Annotated in this window: 17 protein-coding genes and 1 tRNA gene; 15 read left to right on the top strand and 3 right to left on the bottom strand. The window is 72.3% G+C overall.

Going from position 1 to position 17,547, the window contains the following annotated elements:
• Window positions 1-164 precede the first annotated feature (164 nt).
• The 12 genes from ACIGAQ_RS19320 to ACIGAQ_RS19265 all read left to right on the top strand — a co-directional run bounded on the left by ACIGAQ_RS19320 (window position 165) and on the right by ACIGAQ_RS19265 (window position 12,073).
• Entirely contained in the window at window positions 165-572 is a 408-nt protein-coding gene (locus tag ACIGAQ_RS19320) for an NADH-quinone oxidoreductase subunit A (RefSeq protein WP_094054411.1), read from the top strand.
• The gene (locus tag ACIGAQ_RS19315; protein ID WP_399784226.1) at window positions 563-1,192 is read left to right on the top strand and encodes an NADH-quinone oxidoreductase subunit B; all 630 of its coding nucleotides are present in this window, start codon (window positions 563-565) and stop codon (window positions 1,190-1,192) included. The genes ACIGAQ_RS19320 and ACIGAQ_RS19315 overlap by 10 nt, the downstream gene beginning before the upstream one ends.
• Window positions 1,189-2,628, top strand: a complete 1,440-nt coding sequence (locus ACIGAQ_RS19310; RefSeq protein WP_399784223.1) for an NADH-quinone oxidoreductase subunit C — start codon at window positions 1,189-1,191, stop codon at window positions 2,626-2,628. Before ACIGAQ_RS19315 ends, ACIGAQ_RS19310 begins: the two co-directional genes overlap by 4 nt.
• Window positions 2,625-3,593 carry a complex I subunit 1 family protein gene (locus ACIGAQ_RS19305; protein WP_094054414.1) on the top strand — a complete coding sequence of 323 codons (969 nt, stop codon included), beginning with the start codon at window positions 2,625-2,627 and terminating at the stop codon, window positions 3,591-3,593. Before ACIGAQ_RS19310 ends, ACIGAQ_RS19305 begins: the two co-directional genes overlap by 4 nt.
• 2 nt (window positions 3,594-3,595) lie before the next feature.
• Window positions 3,596-4,360: a 4Fe-4S binding protein gene (locus ACIGAQ_RS19300; RefSeq protein ID WP_399784220.1), complete on the top strand. Its 765-nt coding sequence runs from the start codon at window positions 3,596-3,598 to the stop codon at window positions 4,358-4,360.
• Complete coding sequence (locus ACIGAQ_RS19295; RefSeq protein WP_399784217.1) at window positions 4,357-5,040, top strand: NADH-quinone oxidoreductase subunit J; 684 nt, start codon at window positions 4,357-4,359, stop codon at window positions 5,038-5,040. The genes ACIGAQ_RS19300 and ACIGAQ_RS19295 overlap by 4 nt, the downstream gene beginning before the upstream one ends.
• On the top strand, window positions 5,040-5,447 hold the full coding sequence (nuoK, locus tag ACIGAQ_RS19290; RefSeq protein ID WP_311680385.1) for an NADH-quinone oxidoreductase subunit NuoK: 408 nt from the start codon (window positions 5,040-5,042) through the stop codon (window positions 5,445-5,447). Before ACIGAQ_RS19295 ends, nuoK begins: the two co-directional genes overlap by 1 nt.
• On the top strand, window positions 5,444-7,438 hold the full coding sequence (locus ACIGAQ_RS19285) for an NADH-quinone oxidoreductase subunit L (RefSeq protein WP_399784214.1): 1,995 nt from the start codon (window positions 5,444-5,446) through the stop codon (window positions 7,436-7,438). The genes nuoK and ACIGAQ_RS19285 overlap by 4 nt, the downstream gene beginning before the upstream one ends.
• 6 nt (window positions 7,439-7,444) lie before the next feature.
• Complete coding sequence (locus tag ACIGAQ_RS19280) at window positions 7,445-9,019, top strand: NuoM family protein (protein WP_399784211.1); 1,575 nt, start codon at window positions 7,445-7,447, stop codon at window positions 9,017-9,019.
• On the top strand, window positions 9,016-10,542 hold the full coding sequence (locus ACIGAQ_RS19275) for an NADH-quinone oxidoreductase subunit N (RefSeq protein ID WP_399784208.1): 1,527 nt from the start codon (window positions 9,016-9,018) through the stop codon (window positions 10,540-10,542). The genes ACIGAQ_RS19280 and ACIGAQ_RS19275 overlap by 4 nt, the downstream gene beginning before the upstream one ends.
• Before the next feature lie 278 nt (window positions 10,543-10,820).
• The gene (gene htpX / locus ACIGAQ_RS19270; protein ID WP_311680379.1) at window positions 10,821-11,684 is read left to right on the top strand and encodes a zinc metalloprotease HtpX; all 864 of its coding nucleotides are present in this window, start codon (window positions 10,821-10,823) and stop codon (window positions 11,682-11,684) included.
• Window positions 11,681-12,073 carry a YccF domain-containing protein gene (locus ACIGAQ_RS19265; RefSeq protein ID WP_311680378.1) on the top strand — a complete coding sequence of 131 codons (393 nt, stop codon included), beginning with the start codon at window positions 11,681-11,683 and terminating at the stop codon, window positions 12,071-12,073. The genes htpX and ACIGAQ_RS19265 overlap by 4 nt, the downstream gene beginning before the upstream one ends.
• Window positions 12,074-12,497: 424 nt before the next feature.
• Here ACIGAQ_RS19265 and ACIGAQ_RS19260 read toward each other — a convergent pair whose 3' ends face one another.
• Window positions 12,498-13,811: an APC family permease gene (locus tag ACIGAQ_RS19260; RefSeq protein ID WP_399784204.1), complete on the bottom strand. Its 1,314-nt coding sequence runs from the start codon at window positions 13,809-13,811 to the stop codon at window positions 12,498-12,500.
• A gap of 193 nt (window positions 13,812-14,004) precedes the next feature.
• Between ACIGAQ_RS19260 and ACIGAQ_RS19255 the strand changes: the two genes are divergently transcribed.
• Entirely contained in the window at window positions 14,005-14,271 is a 267-nt protein-coding gene (locus ACIGAQ_RS19255; RefSeq protein ID WP_311680375.1) for a GlsB/YeaQ/YmgE family stress response membrane protein, read from the top strand.
• A gap of 88 nt (window positions 14,272-14,359) precedes the next feature.
• On the opposite strand, the gene ACIGAQ_RS19250 is transcribed toward ACIGAQ_RS19255, so the two are convergent.
• On the bottom strand, window positions 14,360-14,848 hold the full coding sequence (locus ACIGAQ_RS19250; protein ID WP_094054423.1) for a YajQ family cyclic di-GMP-binding protein: 489 nt from the start codon (window positions 14,846-14,848) through the stop codon (window positions 14,360-14,362).
• A 219-nt stretch (window positions 14,849-15,067) separates the two neighbouring features.
• Between ACIGAQ_RS19250 and ACIGAQ_RS19245 the strand changes: the two genes are divergently transcribed.
• Window positions 15,068-15,149 (top strand) — tRNA-Tyr (locus tag ACIGAQ_RS19245).
• Window positions 15,150-15,312: 163 nt separating this feature from the next.
• Here ACIGAQ_RS19245 and ACIGAQ_RS19240 read toward each other — a convergent pair.
• Window positions 15,313-15,978, bottom strand: a complete 666-nt coding sequence (locus tag ACIGAQ_RS19240; protein WP_399784200.1) for an HNH endonuclease family protein — start codon at window positions 15,976-15,978, stop codon at window positions 15,313-15,315.
• 368 nt (window positions 15,979-16,346) lie between these two features.
• Here ACIGAQ_RS19240 and ACIGAQ_RS19235 point away from each other — a divergent pair, with 368 nt between their 5' ends.
• Window positions 16,347-17,390 carry a polyprenyl synthetase family protein gene (locus ACIGAQ_RS19235; RefSeq protein ID WP_399784197.1) on the top strand — a complete coding sequence of 348 codons (1,044 nt, stop codon included), beginning with the start codon at window positions 16,347-16,349 and terminating at the stop codon, window positions 17,388-17,390.
• The last annotated feature ends 157 nt before the right edge of the window (window positions 17,391-17,547 follow it).

The following is a 17,547-nucleotide window of genomic DNA, read 5'->3' as shown; positions in this document are numbered from 1 at the left end:
ACGGGCTGCTTACCCTGCCTTTATCAGGGCCTAGACTCCCGTGCGTACAGATCGTCGAACAGCGGCGCCCGCTTCCCGGCAGGGCCGGGACGCCTCCCGGCCGACCGGGACGCCGCGGTCTCGGCGCAGGATCCAGTCCGAGTTTCAGGGAGCGAGGGACGGACGTGCCGGAACGGACCGTCGTCACCACGACCGTCGTCGCGGCGGACTACTTCCAGTCCTACTCGGTCGTCGGACTGCTCGCCGTCGTCGGCGTGCTGTTCGTCGCCGTCGCCTTCGGGGCCGGCCGCCTGCTGCGGCCCGTGGTGCCCACGCCGGAGAAACTCCTGACGTACGAGTGCGGCGTCGACCCCGTCGGCGAGGGCTGGGCCCACACCCAGGTCCGCTACTACGTCTACGCGTTCCTCTACGTGATCTTCGCCGTCGACTCGATCTTCCTGTTCCCCTGGGCCACCGTCTTCGCCGCCCCCGGCTACGGCGCGACGACCCTGGTGGAGATGTTCATCTTCCTCGGCTTCCTGGCCGTGGGCCTGCTCTACGCCTACAAGAAGGGCGTCCTGGCATGGACGTGACCCCCGAGCCCGTGCTGCTGCCCGAGCCGAAGCGGCTCGGCGCCCTCGCGCGTCTCGCGCCCGAGCCGATGAAGGTGATCCTCAACTGGGGCCGCCGCTACTCGCTGTGGGTCTTCAACTTCGGCCTCGCCTGCTGCGCCATCGAGTTCATCGCCGCGTCGATGGCCCGCCACGACTTCATCCGCCTCGGCGTCATCCCGTTCGCGCCCGGGCCGCGCCAGGCCGACCTGATGGTCGTCTCCGGCACGGTCACCGACAAGATGGCCCCGGCCGTCAAGCGCCTCTACGAGCAGATGCCCGAGCCCAAGTACGTCATCTCCTTCGGCGCGTGCAGCAACTGCGGCGGCCCCTACTGGGACTCGTACTCCGTCACCAAGGGCGTCGACCAGATCATCCCCGTCGACGTCTACGTCCCCGGCTGCCCGCCCCGGCCCGAGGCGCTGCTGCAGGGCATCCTCAAGCTCCAGGAGAAGATCGCCCGCGAGTCGCTGGGGGAGCGGTACGCGACGGATGCGGGGCGCCCCTCGACGGCGGCGCTGCAGAGCGGCCTGGTGCAGCCGCCGGCCCCCGCGCAGGATCCCGCCGGGGGCTCCGGCTCGACGTCCGGGGAGGGCCGATGACCGCGGTCGGCTGGCTCCCCGCCGACGCCGGGGAACTCTTCGGCCCCGGCGCCACCGCCGAGGAGTCCTACGAGGTCCTGACGGTCGACGTACCGCCGGCTGCCTGGATCACCGCCCTGGAGACCGCCCGCGACCGGCTCGGCTGCACCTACTTCGACTGGCTGAGCGCGGTCGACGAACCGGGCACGGGCTTCCGCGTCTCGGCGCACGTCGCCGCGCTCGCCCCGGTCCGCCGTCTCCTGCTGCGCACCACGGTCCCGCACGACGCCCCGGCCCTGCCGTCGGCCATCGGCGTCTACGCGGGCGCCGCCTGGCACGAACGCGAGACGCACGAGATGTTCGGCGTCACCTTCGAGGGCCACCCGGCCCTGGACCACCTGCTCCTCCCCGAGAACTTCGAGGGCCACCCCCTGCGCAAGGACTTCGTCCTCGCCGCCCGGGTCGCCAAGGCCTGGCCCGGCGCGAAGGAACCCGGCGAGTCGGAGCACGGCGGCCCCAAGCGCCGCCAGATGCTCCCGCCCGGCGTGCCCGACCCGAACGAATGGGGCCCCCTGAAGGGCCAACTCCCTCCGGCCCCGGCCCGCCCGGCCCGAGGCACGGCCCGCACGGCGGGCGACCGTCCGACCCGCACGGCGGGCGACCGCCCGGTGCGCGCAGCGGGGGACCGCCCGGTGCGTCGCACCCGGTCGGCGTCGGAGGGTTCGGCGAGTCAGGCGGCGGTTGCGGGTGGAGTGGCCGGATCGTCTGCTGCGGCGGGTGAGACGGGCGCGGCGCCTGCGGCGGGTCCGCGTCGTGCGCGTTCGGCGTCGGAGGGTTCGGCGAGTCAGGCGGCGGCTGCGGGTGGAGTGGCCGGATCGTCTGCTGCGGCGGGTGAGACGGGCGCGGCGCCTGCGGCGGGTCCGCGTCGTGCGCGTTCGGCGTCGGAGGGCTCGGCGAGCCAGGCGGCGTCCGACGAGGCGACTTCTTCGGCGTCCGGGCCTGAGGCGGTGGCGTCGGACCCGGCGTCGCAGCGCACGCAGCCGGGTACGCCCGCCGGGCCGCGCCGGGCGCGGAGCGCGTCCGAGGGCAGTGCGAGCCAGCGGGCCGTGGCCGACCGCGCCGACAGCGAGCCGGGCCGGACCCCACGCGCGCCGCGCAGCTCGGACGCCCCGTGGCACCACGCCCGCCCCGCCTTCGACGAACCGGCACCCCAACCGTCCCCCGAGGCGGCGCCATTGCCGGACCCGGAACCCTCGGACGCGCCGGAAGCCCCGGGCGAGCCCAAGCCCAAGCCCGAAGCACCCACAGGACCCACAGGACCCACCGAGCCCGGAACACCCACCGAGCCCGGAAAACGCAGCGAGGCCGAAGAAGCCGACGAGCCCGGGGCACCCACCGAGCCCACGGAACCGGTCCAGCCCGAAGACCCGACAGATCCCACAGGAGGCCCGCGGTGAACGACGTGCTCGACGTCACCCTGCGACTCCTGATCGTCTTCGTCGTCTTCCTCACCTTCCCCCTGATCATCGGCCAGACCGAGCACAAGGTCATGGCCCACATGCAGGGCCGCCTCGGCCCCATGTACGCCGGCGGCTTCCACGGCTGGGCCCAACTGATCGCCGACGGCGTGAAGTTCGCGCAGAAGGAGGACGTCGTCCCCGCGGGCGCCGACCGCCGCATCTTCCAACTGGCTCCCGCCGTCGCCCTCCTGCCCTACCTCCTCGTCCTGCTCGCCATCCCGATCGGCCCCGACGAGGGAGCCGTCGGGCAGGTCATCGACGCCGGCGTCTTCTTCGTCCTGGCGGTCATGGGCGTCGGCGTCCTCGGCTCGCTGATGGCCGGCTGGGCCTCCGCGAACAAGTTCTCCCTCCTCGGCGGCCTGCGCACCGCCGCCCAGCTCCTCGCCTACGAGCTGCCGATGCTCCTGACGGCCGCCTCGGTGGCGATGGCGGCCGGCACCGTCTCCCTCCCCGGCATCCTCGACGCCTTCGAGTGGTGGTGGCTGCCCTGGCAGATCGTCGGCGCGATCGTCTTCTTCGTCGCCGGCCTCGCCGAACTCCAGCGCCCGCCCTTCGACATGCCCGTCGCCGACTCGGAGATCATCTTCGGCGCGTACACCGAGTACACCGGCCTTCGTTTCGCTCTCTTCCTCCTCGCCGAGTACGCCGGGATCGTCGTCCTGTGCGGCCTGACCACCGTCCTCTTCCTGGGCGGCTGGCACGGCCCTTGGGGCGCCGACGGCCTCGGCTGGGTCTGGACCCTGCTGAAGACCGCCGTCCTCGCCTTCCTCGTGATCTGGCTGCGCGTCACCTACCCGCGCCTGCGCGAGGACCAGCTCCAGAAGCTCTCCTGGACCCTCCTCGTCCCCCTCTCCCTCGCCCAGATCGCCCTCACCGGCATCGTCAAGGTGGTGATCCAGTAACCATGGCCCCGATCCCAGGAAGTGGCCTGGCCAAGGGCCTGGCCGTCACCCTCCGCACGATGACGAAGAAGTCCGTCACCGCGCAGTACCCCGACGTCCAGCCCGAGCTCCCGCCCCGCTCCCGCGGTGTGATCGGCCTGTTCGAGGAGAACTGCACGGTCTGCATGCTGTGCGCCCGCGAGTGCCCGGACTGGTGCATCTACATCGACTCCCACAAGGAGACGGTCCCCCCGGCGGCCCCGGGCGGCCGCGAACGCAGCCGCAACGTCCTCGACCGCTTCGCCATCGACTTCTCCCTGTGCATGTACTGCGGTATCTGCATCGAGGTCTGTCCTTTCGACGCCCTGTTCTGGTCCCCGGAGTTCGAGTACGCCGAGACCGACATCCGCGACCTCACCCACGAGCGCGACAAGCTCCGGGAGTGGATGTGGACCGTCCCGGCCCCGCCGGCCCTCGACCCAGGCGCGGAGGAGCCGAAGGAACTCGCCGCCGCCCGCAAGGCCGCCGAGAAGCTGGCCGCCCAGCAGACCCCGCCGGCCACCACATCCCACGCCGACGAGCAGGCCCGCGCCGCCGAACAGCCCACCCGCCCCCAGGGCGCCTCCAAGCAACAGGTCGACCAGCCGAGCCCGGACGAGCCGAGCAGCCGTGACGAGCCGAGCAGCACCGACGAGCCGAGCAGCCCCGACGAGCCGAGCCCGGGCCGGCCGAAGCCGATTCAGCCCGAGCCGAATCAGCCAGCCCCGAGGCAGGAGGGCCACGAATGAGCCTCGCCGCCCCCCTCGCCGCGACCGCCGGTCTCCTCGCCACCGGCCCGGCCCCCACCGCCGCCGAAACCCAGGGCTTCCTCTCCCCGACCGGCGTCGAGATCGCCTTCCTCCTCGTCGGCCTGGTCACCTTCGGCGCCGCGATCGTCACCGTCACCACCCGCCAACTGGTGCACGCCGCCCTCTGGCTCGTGGTCGCCCTCGGCGGCCTGGCCGTCGAGTACCTCCTGCTCACCGCCGAGTTCATCGCCTGGGTGCAGGTCCTCATCTACGTCGGTTCCGTCGTCGTGCTCCTCCTGTTCGGTCTGATGCTCACCAGGGCCCCCATCGGCCGCTCCCCGGACGCCGACTCCGGCAACCGCTGGGCGGCCCTCACCGTGGCCGTCACCTCGGCCGCCGCCCTGGTGTGGGTCGTCGTAGACGCCTTCCGCACCACCTGGATCGACCTGGACGGCCCCGCCGCCGGCTCCACCGAGGCCACCGGCGCGAGCCTCTTCCAGAACTGGGTCCTCCCCTTCGAGGCCCTCTCCGTTCTCCTCCTCGCGGCCCTGGTCGGCGCGATCGTCCTGTCCCGCAAGGCGAAGGCCGAAGCGGCGACCGCGGCTGAACCCGCCCCGCCCGGAAGCCCTCCTGCCGCGAGTGGCCCGGCCGCCCCGAGCGAGCAGGAAGGGACCCGCTGATGCACCTCGCCTACCCCGCCGTGCTCTCCGCCCTCCTCTTCTGCACGGGCCTCTACGGCGTCCTCGCCCGCCGCAACGCGATCCTGGTCCTGATGTCGGTCGAGCTGATGCTCAACGCCGTCAACCTCAACCTGGTCGCCTTCGACGTCTGGCTCAGCAAGGCCGCCGAGGAGACGCTGCACTCCGGCCAGGCCCTGACCCTGTTCACCATCGCCATCGCCGCCGCCGAGATCGGCATCGGCCTGGCGATCGTCCTCGCCGTCCACCGCAACCGCGGCACCTCGGACATCGACAAGCTCCGCGACACCGCCGAACGGCACGACCCCGACGGCCCGGACGGACCCGGCCACGACGCCCGCACGTCCGGCCCGACCGACGAGGCCCAGAAGGCTGAGGCCACCGCGTGACCACGACCACCCTCGCCGTCCTCGTCCCCCTCCTTCCGTTCCTCGGCGCCGTCGCCGGCCTGCTGCTGGGCCGCACCGCCCCCGGCTTCGTCCGCCCCCTCGCCGTCCTGCCGACGCTCGCCGCTCTGGTGCTCGCCGCGCTGGTCGCGGTGCGCCAGGGCGGCGACGCGGCCGTCGACGCGGCCGCGGAGCTCACCCCCACCGGCTCGGTCCCCGTCGAACTGGCCCTGCACATCGACGGCTTCGCCGCCCTCGCCGCCGTCCTGGTCGGCCTGGTCGCCTCCTGCGTGCAGATCTACTCGACGGGCTACCTGCGCGACGACCCGCGGTACCCCTCCTACGCCGCCCTCGTCTCCCTGTTCACCTCCGCGATGCTGCTGGTCGTCTACTCCGGCGATCTGATGGTGCTGCTGGTCGGCTGGGAGGTCATGGGCATCTGCTCCTACTTCCTGGTCGGCCACTACTGGGAGACCCCTCAGGCCCGCGCCGCCTCCCTCAAAGCCTTCCTGGTCACCAAGCTGGGCGACGTCCCCTTCCTGATCGGCCTGTTCGCCCTGGCCACCGACGCCGGCTCCTTCCGCATCACCCGCATCCTCGGCACCGTCGCGAGCGGCGGGCTGGACCACCCGACGGTGATCGCCCTGCTGCTCCTGGCGGGCGTGGCGGGCAAGTCGGCGCAGTTCCCGCTGCACACCTGGCTCCCCGACGCGATGGCGGGCCCCACCCCCGTCTCCGCGCTGATCCACGCCGCGACGATGGTCGCCGCCGGTGTCTACTTCATCGCCCGTCTCCTCCCGGTCTTCGAGGCCTCCCAGGCCGCGATGGTCGTCCTCGCCGTCATGGCCGCCGTCACCATGGCCGGCTCGGCCCTCGCCGCGCTCGCCCAGGACGACATCAAACGTGTCCTCGCCTACTCGACGATCGGCCAGCTCGGCTACATGACCGGCGCCCTCGCCGTCGGCGACCGCGGCGCCGCCGTCTTCCACCTCCTGTCCCACGGCGCCTTCAAGGCGCTGCTGTTCCTCGCGGCCGGCGTGATCATCCACGCCGCCGGCACCAACTCCCTCGCCGCGATGTCCCGCATGCGGAACCTGCGCGACCGGATCCCCGACGCCTACTGGACGATGACCGTGGCGCTCCTCGCGCTCGCCGCGATCCCGCCGTTCAGCGGCTTCTTCTCCAAGGAGGCCGTCCTCGGCGTCGCCGAGCACGTCGTCACCGGACACACCGAGCACGCCCCCGCCGCCGCGGGCTGGATCGTCCTCGTCACCGGACTGCTCACGGCCGTCCTCACCGCCGCCTACGCGACACGCCTGTGGCTGCTCGCCTTCCGCGGCCGGGGCGCCGAAGCCCCCGACCACGGCAGGCAGCCGCTGACGATGACCGTGGTGCTGTGGGTGCTGGCCGTCCCCTCCCTGGCCCTCGGCGGATTCGCCTTCCGCGTGCTGCCCGACTGGTTCGACGGCCGCGACCTGGGCCCGACCCTGACCACCTCCGTCCTCGGCACGGGCCTGGCCCTGGCCGGCGGCCTCGTCACCTACGCCGCCTGGCGCCACACCACCGCCCTCGCGGCCCGCGTACCGCTCGGCGCCGTCGCGGCCCACCCCGAGGGCGACGCCGCCAGGGTCGAGGCGGAAGCCATCGCCACGCACGAGCCGGCCTACGGCGACATCGCCCACGCCCCGGACCCCGCCGACCCCGGACGGCTCCTGCTCGGCCCGCTGCACCGGCACGCGGCCGCCGGCTTCCACCTGGACGCCGTCTACACGGCCCTCTTCGTCCGCCCGGTGCAGGCCGGAGCGAGTCTCGTACGGTTCCTCGACCGCGAGGTCGTCGAGACCTATGTGCGCGGTGCCGGTGCGCTGCCCCGCTGGCTCGGCACCGCCGTGCGGCGGTCCCAGACCGGCAACGTCCAGACCTATGTGAGCGCGCTGCTCGCCGGCACCGTCGTCCTCGCGGTCGCCGTCGTCCTCGTCGCCACGGGAGCGTGAGCAGGCGTGATCGATATCAACGAGTCCGTGATGCAGTTCCTTCTGGCATTCGTCGTCGTCGGCCCGCTCCTCGGCGCCGCCGCGGCTCTCCTGCCCGCCCCGCCCGGGCTGAAGGGGACGTCACCCGAGCAGGCCGTGCTGCGGCACGGCGTCACCGCCACCGGTGCCGTCCTCATCGCGGCGATCGTCCTCGCGCTCGGCTTCGACCACGACCAGCCGTCGAAGATGCAGGCCAGCACCGACATCAGCTGGATCCCCGCACTCGACGTGCGCATCCACCTCGGCATCGACGGCATCTCCCTCCCCCTTCTGGTCCTGACCGCGCTGCTGACCTTCCTCTGCGCGCTCTACTCGTACTTCAAGATGCCCGCGGGTCCGACCCCGAAGGCCTTCGTCGCCCTGCTGCTCGTCCTCGAGTCCGGCACGCTGGCGACCTTCGCCGTCCTCGACCTGCTGCTGTTCTTCCTCGCCTTCGAGATGGTCCTCATCCCGATGTACTTCCTCATCGCCCGCTGGGGCGGCGAGGGCCGGAGCCAGGCCGCGTGGCGCTTCATCCTCTACACGCTGCTCGGATCCGTGGTCATGCTGCTCGGCCTGCTCCTGATCGGGCTGGAGGCGGGCACGTTCGACATGATGGCACTCGCCACTGACAACGGCCGGTCGCTGACCACAACAGTGCAGGTCATCGCCGTACTGGCGATCGGGATCGGGCTGGCGGTCAAGACGCCGATGTGGCCGCTGCACAGCTGGCTGCCCGACGCCCACACCGCGGCCCCGACCGTCGGTTCCGTGCTGCTGGCCGGCGTCCTGCTGAAGATGGGTACCTACGGATTCGTCCGGATCCTGCTCCCCGTCGCACCGGACGGCTTCCGCACCTTCGCCCCCTACCTCGCCGCCCTGGCCGTCGTCGGCATCATCTACGGATCCCTCGCCTGCCTGGCCCTCGCCAAGCAGGGCGCGAAGGGCGACCTGAAGCGCCTCATCGCCTACTCCTCCGTCGGCCACATGGGCTTCGTCCTGCTCGGCATCGCCACGATGACCCCGACCGGCGTGAACGGCGCCCTGTTCGCCAACATCGCCCACGGCCTCATCACCGGCCTGCTCTTCTTCCTGGTCGGCGCCCTGAAGGACCGCACCGGCACCACCGACCTGGACACCCTCGCCGAGGAGACCGGCGCCGCCCTGTACGGCAAGGCTCCCCGCCTCGGCGGCCTCCTCGCCTTCGCCGCCGTCGCCTCGCTCGGCCTGCCGGGCCTGGCCGGCTTCTGGGGCGAGATGCTCGCCCTGTTCGGCGCGTTCCGGCCCGCCGAAGGCCTCAACCGCGCGGCCTTCCTCACCTTCATGGCGATCGGCGCGTTCGGGACGCTGCTGACGGCCGCGTACCTGCTGATCGTGGTCCGCCGCGTCTGCATGGGCGCCCTGCCGCAGGACGCCCCGAGGCTCACCGACGTCCGCTCGTACGAGTTCGCGGCCTGGACCCCGCTCGTCGTCCTCACCGTCGTCGCGGGCCTGTGGCCCAAGGCCCTGCTCGGCCTGAGCGACCCGGCCGTCCAGCAGCTCCTCGCAGGAGGCACCCGATGAGCTCCCCGGCCCAGCCCCTGGCCGCCTCCCTCGTCCAGTCCGTCGACTGGCTCGCGATCGCGCCCCCCACCATCGCGGCCGTCGTCGCACTCGCCGTGCTGGTCGCCGACCTGTTCGTCGCGGAGCACCGCAAGGCGCTCCTCGGCTGGACGTCGGTGGCCGGGCTGGCCGCCGCCACACTCATGCTGCTGCCCCTCCTGGACGGCGACCGCAGCACCTTCTGCCTGACCGGCGACGCCGCCGTGTGCAGCTACACGGCCGACCGCTTCACCCTGGTCATCCAGTTCCTCGTCCTGGGCGGCGCGCTCCTCGCCGCCCTGCTGTCGGTCACCGCCCTGAAGGACGCCCGCAAGACGCTGCCCGAGGGGGAGTACTGGTTCCTGCTGCTGTCCTCCGCGGCCGGCGCCGCCCTCCTGCCCGCCTCCCGGGACCTCGCCACGCTGATCGTCGCCCTGGAGGTCGCGTCCCTGCCGGCCTTCGCGCTGGTCGGCCTGAAGTACGGCGACCGGAAGTCCTCCGAGGCGGCCCTGAAGTTCTTCCTGTCCTCGGTCACCGCCACCGCGGTCAGCCTCCTCGGCATCAGCTTCCTGTACGCCTCCACCGGCACCCTGTACCTGACCCAGGTGGCCGACCGCATCCAGGACGTCGACGGCCAGCTCCACACGCTCGCGGACACCGGCGTCGTCCTCACCCTGGTCGGCTTCGCCTTCAAGACCGCCGCCGTGCCCTTCCACTTCTGGGTCCCCGACACCTACGTGGGCGCGCCCCTGCCGATCGCCGCCTATCTGTCGGTCATCGGCAAGGCGGTCGGCTTCAGCGGCCTGATCCTCGTCACGGTCGTGGCCCTCCCGTCGTACGCCGACGTCTGGGGCCCGGCCCTGGCCGCCCTGGCCGCGCTCACCATGACCATCGGCAACGTCGGAGCCCTCCGCCAGCAGGCCACGCGCGCGTACAGCGCGGTACGCCTGCTCGCCTGGTCGTCCGTCGGCCAGGCCGGCTACCTGCTGGTGCCGATCGCGGCCGCCGCGTACTCCGGGGACGCCGAGAGGTCGATCGGCTCCACCGTCGCCTACGCCCTGATGTACGGCGCCGTGAACCTCGGGGCCTTCGCCGTGGCCGCTCTCGTCGGCCGGACGAAGCTCCTCAATCGCATCGCCGACTACCGCGGCCTGTACGCGTCGAACCCCCTGTCCGCGCTCCTCCTGGCGTTCTTCCTGCTCTGCCTCGCCGGGCTGCCGCCGGGCATCATCGGCCTCTTCGCCAAGGTCACCGTCTTCTCGGCGGCCGTCGACGCCGGCCTCGGCTGGCTGGCCGTGATCATGGCCGTGAACGTCGTCATCGCGCTGTTCTACTACCTCCAGTGGACGGCCCTGCTCTTCCGCGCCGCACCCGAGGGCGAGGCCGCGACCCACCGGGTCCCCGCGCCCGTCACCGCCGCGCTCGCCGTCACCGGCGTCCTCGGCGTCGCCCTGTCCGGTGCACCCCAGCTGGTGCTGCGCTTCACCGACACCGGACTCTTCTGACCCAGCCGACCGAGCGGAGCGGACCGACCACTCACGGAAACGACGCCACACGGCTTTCACCACGCGCGCGCAGGGCACTCGGCCCCACGCGCGCGTGCCGCTTCCCGGCGCCGTCACCCGTACGGTCAAGGGCCGGCCCCGCGCGCACAAGGGAACTAGTGCTCCCCGCCTGGCGTTGACCAGTACGGGAGGGTCCACTGGACGTGGCACCACGGCACCAGTGGCACCGCAGAACAGCAAGCGAGGGTCCCCCTGCCGCACCACTTGGAGGGCGTACCGTGCACCGCCGGCACAACGGGCTCAGGACAGCAGTCCTCCTCGGAGGACTGTCCGCACTCATCATCGTCATCGGCAGCTTCTTCGGCCGCATGGGGCTCGTGATCGCCGTCCTGGTAGCGCTGGCCACCAACGCGTACGCGTACTGGAACAGCGACAAGCTGGCCCTCCGCGCGATGCGCGCCCGCCCGGTGAGCGAGTTCGAGGCCCCGGGGCTCTACCGCATGGTGCGCGAACTCTCCACGCAGGCCCGCCAGCCCATGCCGCGCCTGTACATCTCCCCGACGGAGGCGCCGAACGCCTTCGCCACGGGCCGCAACCCGCGCAACGCAGCCGTGTGCTGCACCGACGGCATCCTGCGCCTGCTGGACGAGCGCGAGCTGCGCGGCGTCATCGGCCACGAGCTCAGCCACGTCTACAACCGCGACATCCTCATCTCGTCGGTCGCCGGCGCCCTCGCCTCCGTGATCATGTTCCTGGTCAACTTCGCCTGGCTGATCCCGATCGGACGCTCCGACGACGACGACGGCCCCGGCCTGCTCGGCATGCTGCTGATCATGATCCTGGGCCCGCTCGCCGCGTCCCTCATCCAACTGGCCATCAGCCGCTCCCGCGAGTACCAGGCGGACGCTTCCGGCGCCCAGCTCACCGGCGACCCCCTCGCCCTGGCCAGCGCCCTGCGCAAGCTCGAACACGGCACGAAGCAGCTCCCGCTGCCGCCCGAGCCGCGCATCGAGACGGCCAGCCACATGATGATCGCGAACCCGTTCCGCCCCGGCCAGGGCCTGTCGAAGATGTTCTCCACACACCCGCCGATGGCGGAACGCATCGCCCGGCTCGAGAAGATGGCAGGTGGGAATCAGTGAAGACCATCCTGAACGTCATATGGCTCGTCTTCAGCGGCTTCTGGCTGTTCCTCGCCTACATGCTGGCGGGCCTGCTCCTGTGCATCACCATCATCGGCATCCCGTTCGGCGTCGCGGCCTTCCGCATCGGCGTCTACGCCCTGTGGCCCTTCGGGTACACCACGGTCGAACGACGCGACGCGGGCGCGCCGTCCTGCGTCGGCAACGTCCTGTGGCTGGTCCTCGCGGGCTGGTGGCTCGCCCTCGGCCACATCGCCACCGGGATCGCCCTGTGCGTCACGATCATCGGCATCCCGCTGGGCATCGCCAACTTCAAGCTCATCCCCGTCTCGCTGCTCCCGCTGGGCCGCGACATCGTGCGCACGGACGAGCCGTTCGTGGTGCGCTGACGGCGCGAGCCCGACCCGGATCCCCGGCCCGGAACGGGCCCTGACCCACCCGGTTCTCCACAGGCCACGAGTTATCCACAGGCCCACCCGGCGGTCGGCGGCGGCCCGCATGATGAACCCATGACCACGAACGAGCAAACGCAGCGCAGCCCCGAGCCACGGCAGGCACGCACAACAGCGACCAGCCAGGCCGTACTTCCCTCCGCACGCAGGCAGACACGCTGCGAGCCCGGTTCACCAGGGAGCGGGGATCCACCCGCCACTCAGCGAGCTGGCCCTGCCACTCAGCGAGCAGCGCCCCCGGCACTCAGCGAGCAGGGCCCCGGCACTCAGCGAGCAGGGCCCCGCCACTCAGCGAGCGGTTAGCGGGGACACCGCCACTCAGCGAGCCGGAACTCCCGCCGACAGGGCATCCCGCACACCCCTACACCGCCCGACCGGCTCCCGGCCGCATCCTCCGCCGCACCCCATAAGCGACAACCCCCACCAGCAGCACCCCCGCACCCACCGCCACGGACACCCCCGGCAGCGAGAACGCCAGCACCCCGCACCCGACCAGCCCCACCACCGGCACCACGCGCGCCGCCGGTGCCCGATCCAGAGTCCAGGCCGAGGCGTTGGCCACCGCGTAGTACGCGAGCACACCGAAGGACGAGAACCCGATCGCGCCCCGGACGTCCACCGTGGCGGCCAGGACCGCGACCACCGCGCCCACGGCCAGCTCCGCCCGGTGCGGCACCTGAAAGCGGGGATGCACCGCCGCCAGCGTCCTCGGCAGATGCCGGTCCCGGGCCATGGCCAGCGTCGTGCGTGACACCCCCAGGATCAGCGCGAGCAGCGAGCCCGTCGCGGCCACGGCCGCCCCCACCCGCACCACCGGCACGAGCCAAGGCATCCCGGCCGCCTCCGCGGCGTCGGCCAGCGGTGCCGTCGCGTCCCCCAGCCTGCCCGACCCCAGAACCGAAAGGACAGCCACCGCCACACACACGTACACGACCAGCGCGATGCCCAGCGCCAGCGGGATGGCGCGCGGAATGGTGCGTGCCGGGTCGCGCACCTCCTCGCCGAGCGTGGCGATGCGGGCGTACCCGGCGAACGCGAAGAACAGCAGCCCCGCCGCCTGCAGCACACCGCCCGCACCGCCCGACGCCCCGATGTCCAGCCGGCCGGCATCGGCCTCGTCGGACACCAGACACACGACCACCACGAGAGCGAGGACCGCCAGGACCACGGCCACGATCACCCGCGTCAGCCAGGCGGACTTCTGGATGCCGCCGTAGTTCACCGCGGTCAGCGCCACGACGGCCGCGACCGCCACCGCGTGCGCCTGCTCCGGCCAGACGTAGGTGCCCACGGTGAGGGCCATCGCCGCACAGGAGGCCGTCTTCCCGACCACGAACGACCATCCCGCGAGATAGCCCCAGAAGTCCCCGAGCCGCTCCCGCCCGTACACGTACGTGCCGCCCGAGGCGGGATAACGGGCGGCGAGACGGGCCGAGGACATGGCGTTGCAGTACGCGACCACGGCAGCGACGGCGAGCCCGACGAGCAGCCCGGAGCCGGCCGCGTGCGCCGCCGGCGCGAGCGCGGCGAAGATCCCGGCCCCCACCATCGACCCGAGTCCGATGACGACGGCGTCCCCCACCCCGAGCGTGCGGCGCAGCCCGGAGCCCGAAGCGGCGGAGGAACCCGGGGTGCCGGAGGAACCCGAGATGGCGGAGGAGCCGGAGGCAGTCATGCGTCGCACCCTACTGATCAGCGCAACCGGGACACGCAGCCAGGACGTCCTCCTCACCAAGAGGGCGTGAACGGGTACGGCAAGGACGACGCACCCGGGAGACCCGACGTACGACGCACGGGCACGGCCCGCGGGGAGCGAGCTCACAGGGCCGCGACAGTGCGGGCACAGCCTGAAAGGGCAGGTTCACGGCATGACCGTCATCAGCTGGATCATCCTGGGACTGCTGGCCGGGGCGATCGCGAAGTTCCTGCTGCCGGGACGCGACCCGGGCGGCCTCATCGGCACCACCCTGATCGGCATCGCGGGCGCGTTCATCGGCGGCTGGATATCGGCCCGCTGGATGGACCACCCGATCACCAAGGACTTCTACGACGGCGCCACCTGGGCGGCGGCGATCGGCGGATCACTCGTCCTCCTGATCGCCTACCGCCTGCTGTTCGGCAACTCCCGCGACTGACCACGCCCACGGGCCACGCCCGCAGCGCAGGCAGCGAGAAGGGCGGGCACCGAACAGGAACCCGCCCCGAACCCAGCGTCCTACCGGCCTACCGGTAGTTCACGAACTGCATCGCGAAGTCGAAGTCCTTGCCCTTCAGCAGGGTGATGACGGCCTGCAGATCGTCACGGCTCTTGGAGCTGACCCGCAGCTCCTCGCCCTGCACCTGCGCCTTCACGCCCTTGGGGCCTTCGTCGCGGATGGTCTTGGCCACCTTCTTCGCGTTCTCCTGGGAGATGCCCTCCTTGATCGACGCGAAGATCTTGTACTCCTTGCCGGAGAGCTGGGGCTCACCCGCGTCCAGGGCCTTCAGCGAGATGCCGCGCTTGATCAGCTTGGACTGGAAGACGTCGAGGATGGCCTTGACCCGGTCCTCGGAGTTCGCCTCCATCAGGATCTTCTCGCCGGACCAGGCGATCGAGGCGCCCACGCCCTTGAAGTCGTAGCGCTGCGAGATCTCCTTGGCGGCCTGGTTCAGTGCGTTGTCGACCTCCTGCCGCTCGACCTTCGAGACGATGTCGAAACTGGAGTCGGCCATGTCCTGTGGCTCCTTGTATCGGGGTGCGTGACTGCGTACCGGCGTACGGGGCGGCCGCCGGGCCCGTTCAGGCCCCGGCCGCATCCGGACAAGCCTAGCCACCCCCCGCCCTCCGGGCGCCGATCAATCGGGTGGCGAAGCACCCCTCCACATCGGGTATCGTTTACGTCGTTGCCACGGAGTACCGCCGAAAAAAGCGGTTCGACGAGCAGCAACCCCGGCGGTGTGCCCGAGCGGCCAAAGGGAGCAGACTGTAAATCTGCCGGCTCAGCCTTCCCAGGTTCGAATCCTGGCGCCGCCACACTGGGGAAGACCCCCTCTCATCTGCGGAGACGCAGGCGAGAGGGGGTCTTTCGTTGTGCCCTCCCCTCGGAGGGAGCGGAGCCCGGAGTTCAGTGATGTGTTTCACCCGGCCGTCCACCCGCCCTCTCGCAGGCCCCGCCCCAGGCACCCGCGCGATCCGCCTACGGCGCCGGCGTGTACGTGACCGTCGTGTCCGGGCAGGCTTCCGCGAGGCGGGTGAGGGACTCGCGTTCCTCCGTGTCCGCGGTGAGGCCCCAGCGCAGCTTCACGGCCGTCCACTCCACCAGGTAGCGGCACGTCGCCTTCGTGTTGGGCGGCAGCCACTGCGCCGGGTCCTGGTCCGCCTTGCTGCGGTGCGCGGCGGCGGACACGGCCACCAGGCTGCGCGGGTCGCCCAGGTCGTTGGCGAACGCCTCGCGGCGGGCGGCCGTCCACTGGGAGGCGCCCGAGTCCCACGCCTCGGGCAGCGGCACCAGGTGGTCGACGTCCATGGCCGCGGCCGAGGCCACCTGGCGGGCGTCGTAGTAGGACGACCAGGTGCCGCCCCGCAGCGTGCAGCCCGGGCCGGTGGCCGGGGGATCGATCGCCTCGGCGATCAGCACCTCGGCGCGGGTGTCGCAGTCGTCGTCGGGGTTCGCGCCGGCGTTCCAGTGAGGGAACTTGGCCCGCTCGTACCCGTCGCGGGACTCGGCCGCCTGCGGCAGGGCGGCGACGGCTTGGTCCAGCGGCAGGGATCTCGCGGCGGCGTGGGCGGGGCAGGACAGGGCGAAGGTGCAGGCGGTGCCCGTCAGGGCGGCAGCACAGGCGCGTGCCAGGGAAGCGATCACGCCCAGCAGGATGAGCGCCCCGTCGTCCAGCAGGGCGGTCGGACGCGCGCGGGGATCACTCGGCGGCCGTATGCAGAAACGATGCCGCGCCGCCTCGGCGTCAGCCGGGAGTTGACGACGGTCGTCCCGCGGCACGCTGTCGGCGGGCTCTGACCACGACTTCTGCGACCGGCCGGGCAACTCCCCGGCACCATCGGCCGATTGTCGGCTTGATGCACGGTACTAAGGCTGGTCCGGCCAAGTGATCTTTCGGCGGGCCGTGCGGCGCGGCTTCTCGGGGCGGGTGGCCACCGCTTGACTGAGGCGGGTCACGCGGCGCGGCGGTCCCTGCCGGCGCGGCCCCCCTTCGCGGTTCTGAGGAGCAGTACATGGCGCAGATCACCGGCCACGCCCCGGTCGGCTCGTTCCCTCGTCTGGGCTGGGTCGACGACCTGCTGAACCCCGCCCTGCGGTCGGCCGTGGCCGCGCTGCCGGCCGCCGAGAGCCGGGTGGCGCGCTACCACCGCGGCTGGTGCGAGGCCGACGGCACACCGGTGGAGGCCGCCGCACGTACGGGCAAGACCGTCCGCCCGGCGCTGTCCCTGCTGTCCGCCGCGGCGGTCGGCGGCAGCCCGGACCTCGCCGTACCGGGCGCGGTGGCCGTGGAGTTGGTGCACGACTTCACGCTGCTGCACGACGACGTCATCGACGGGGACGCCCTGCGCCGCCACCGGCCGGCCGCCTGGTCGGTGTTCGGCACCCCCGCGGCGGTGCTGACCGGCGACGCCCTGCTCGTGTCGGCGCTGCGAGCGCTCGCGGACGTTCCCCCGCAGCGGGCGGCCGAGGCGGTGCAGGAACTGGTCACGACCCTGCTGGAACTGGTCGAGGGGCAGAGCCGCGACGTGGCGTTCGAGAAGGCGCCCGAGGTGTCGGTGGCCCAGTACCTCGCCATGGCGGAGGGCAAGACCGGTTCGCTGATCGGCTGTTCGTGCGCCCTGGGCGGCATCCTGGCCGGGGCGGACTCCGAACGGGTGCGGGGGCTGAGGGAGTTCGGGCGCCGCCTGGGCGTGGCCTTCCAGTGCGCCGACGACGTCCTGGGCATCTGGGGCCGTACCGCGCGCAGCGGCAAGCCGGTCGGGTCCGACCTGGCGGCACGGAAGAAGTCGCTGCCCGTCGTGGCGGCCCTGGCCGGTGAGGGCGCGGCGGCCGAGCGGCTGCGCGCGCTGTACGCCGCCGCGCATCCCCTCGACGAGCGGGACGTCGCCCTGGCACGCTCCCTGGTGGAGGAGGCCGGAGGCCGCGAGGCCGCCGAGCAGGAGGCCCGCCGCCAGGTGTCGGCCGCGCTGCGGGCGCTGTCCTGGGCCCGGCCGACCCCCGACACCTACCGTCAACTCCAGGACATCGCCTGGGCGATGACGCACCGCGAGGCCTGATCGCCACATGCCGTGAGGCGGGCGCCCGAACGGACGGGGACAAAAGCCGTGACTTCGGTGCAAGTGGGCCGTTGTCTGTGCGGCGGCCCACGGCCGCCGTGCCCCACAGCAGCCGCGCCGCGCCCCTGGCCGAAGCCCCGACCCGCCTCCTGGCCCA

Origin of the sequence: Streptomyces sp. NPDC085932 (assembly GCF_044540525.1) — a bacterium.
GTDB lineage: Bacteria > Actinomycetota > Actinomycetes > Streptomycetales > Streptomycetaceae > Streptomyces > Streptomyces levis.
The sequence above is the reverse complement of the archived record's forward strand: the minus strand, read 5'-3'. Positions and strand labels throughout refer to the sequence as shown.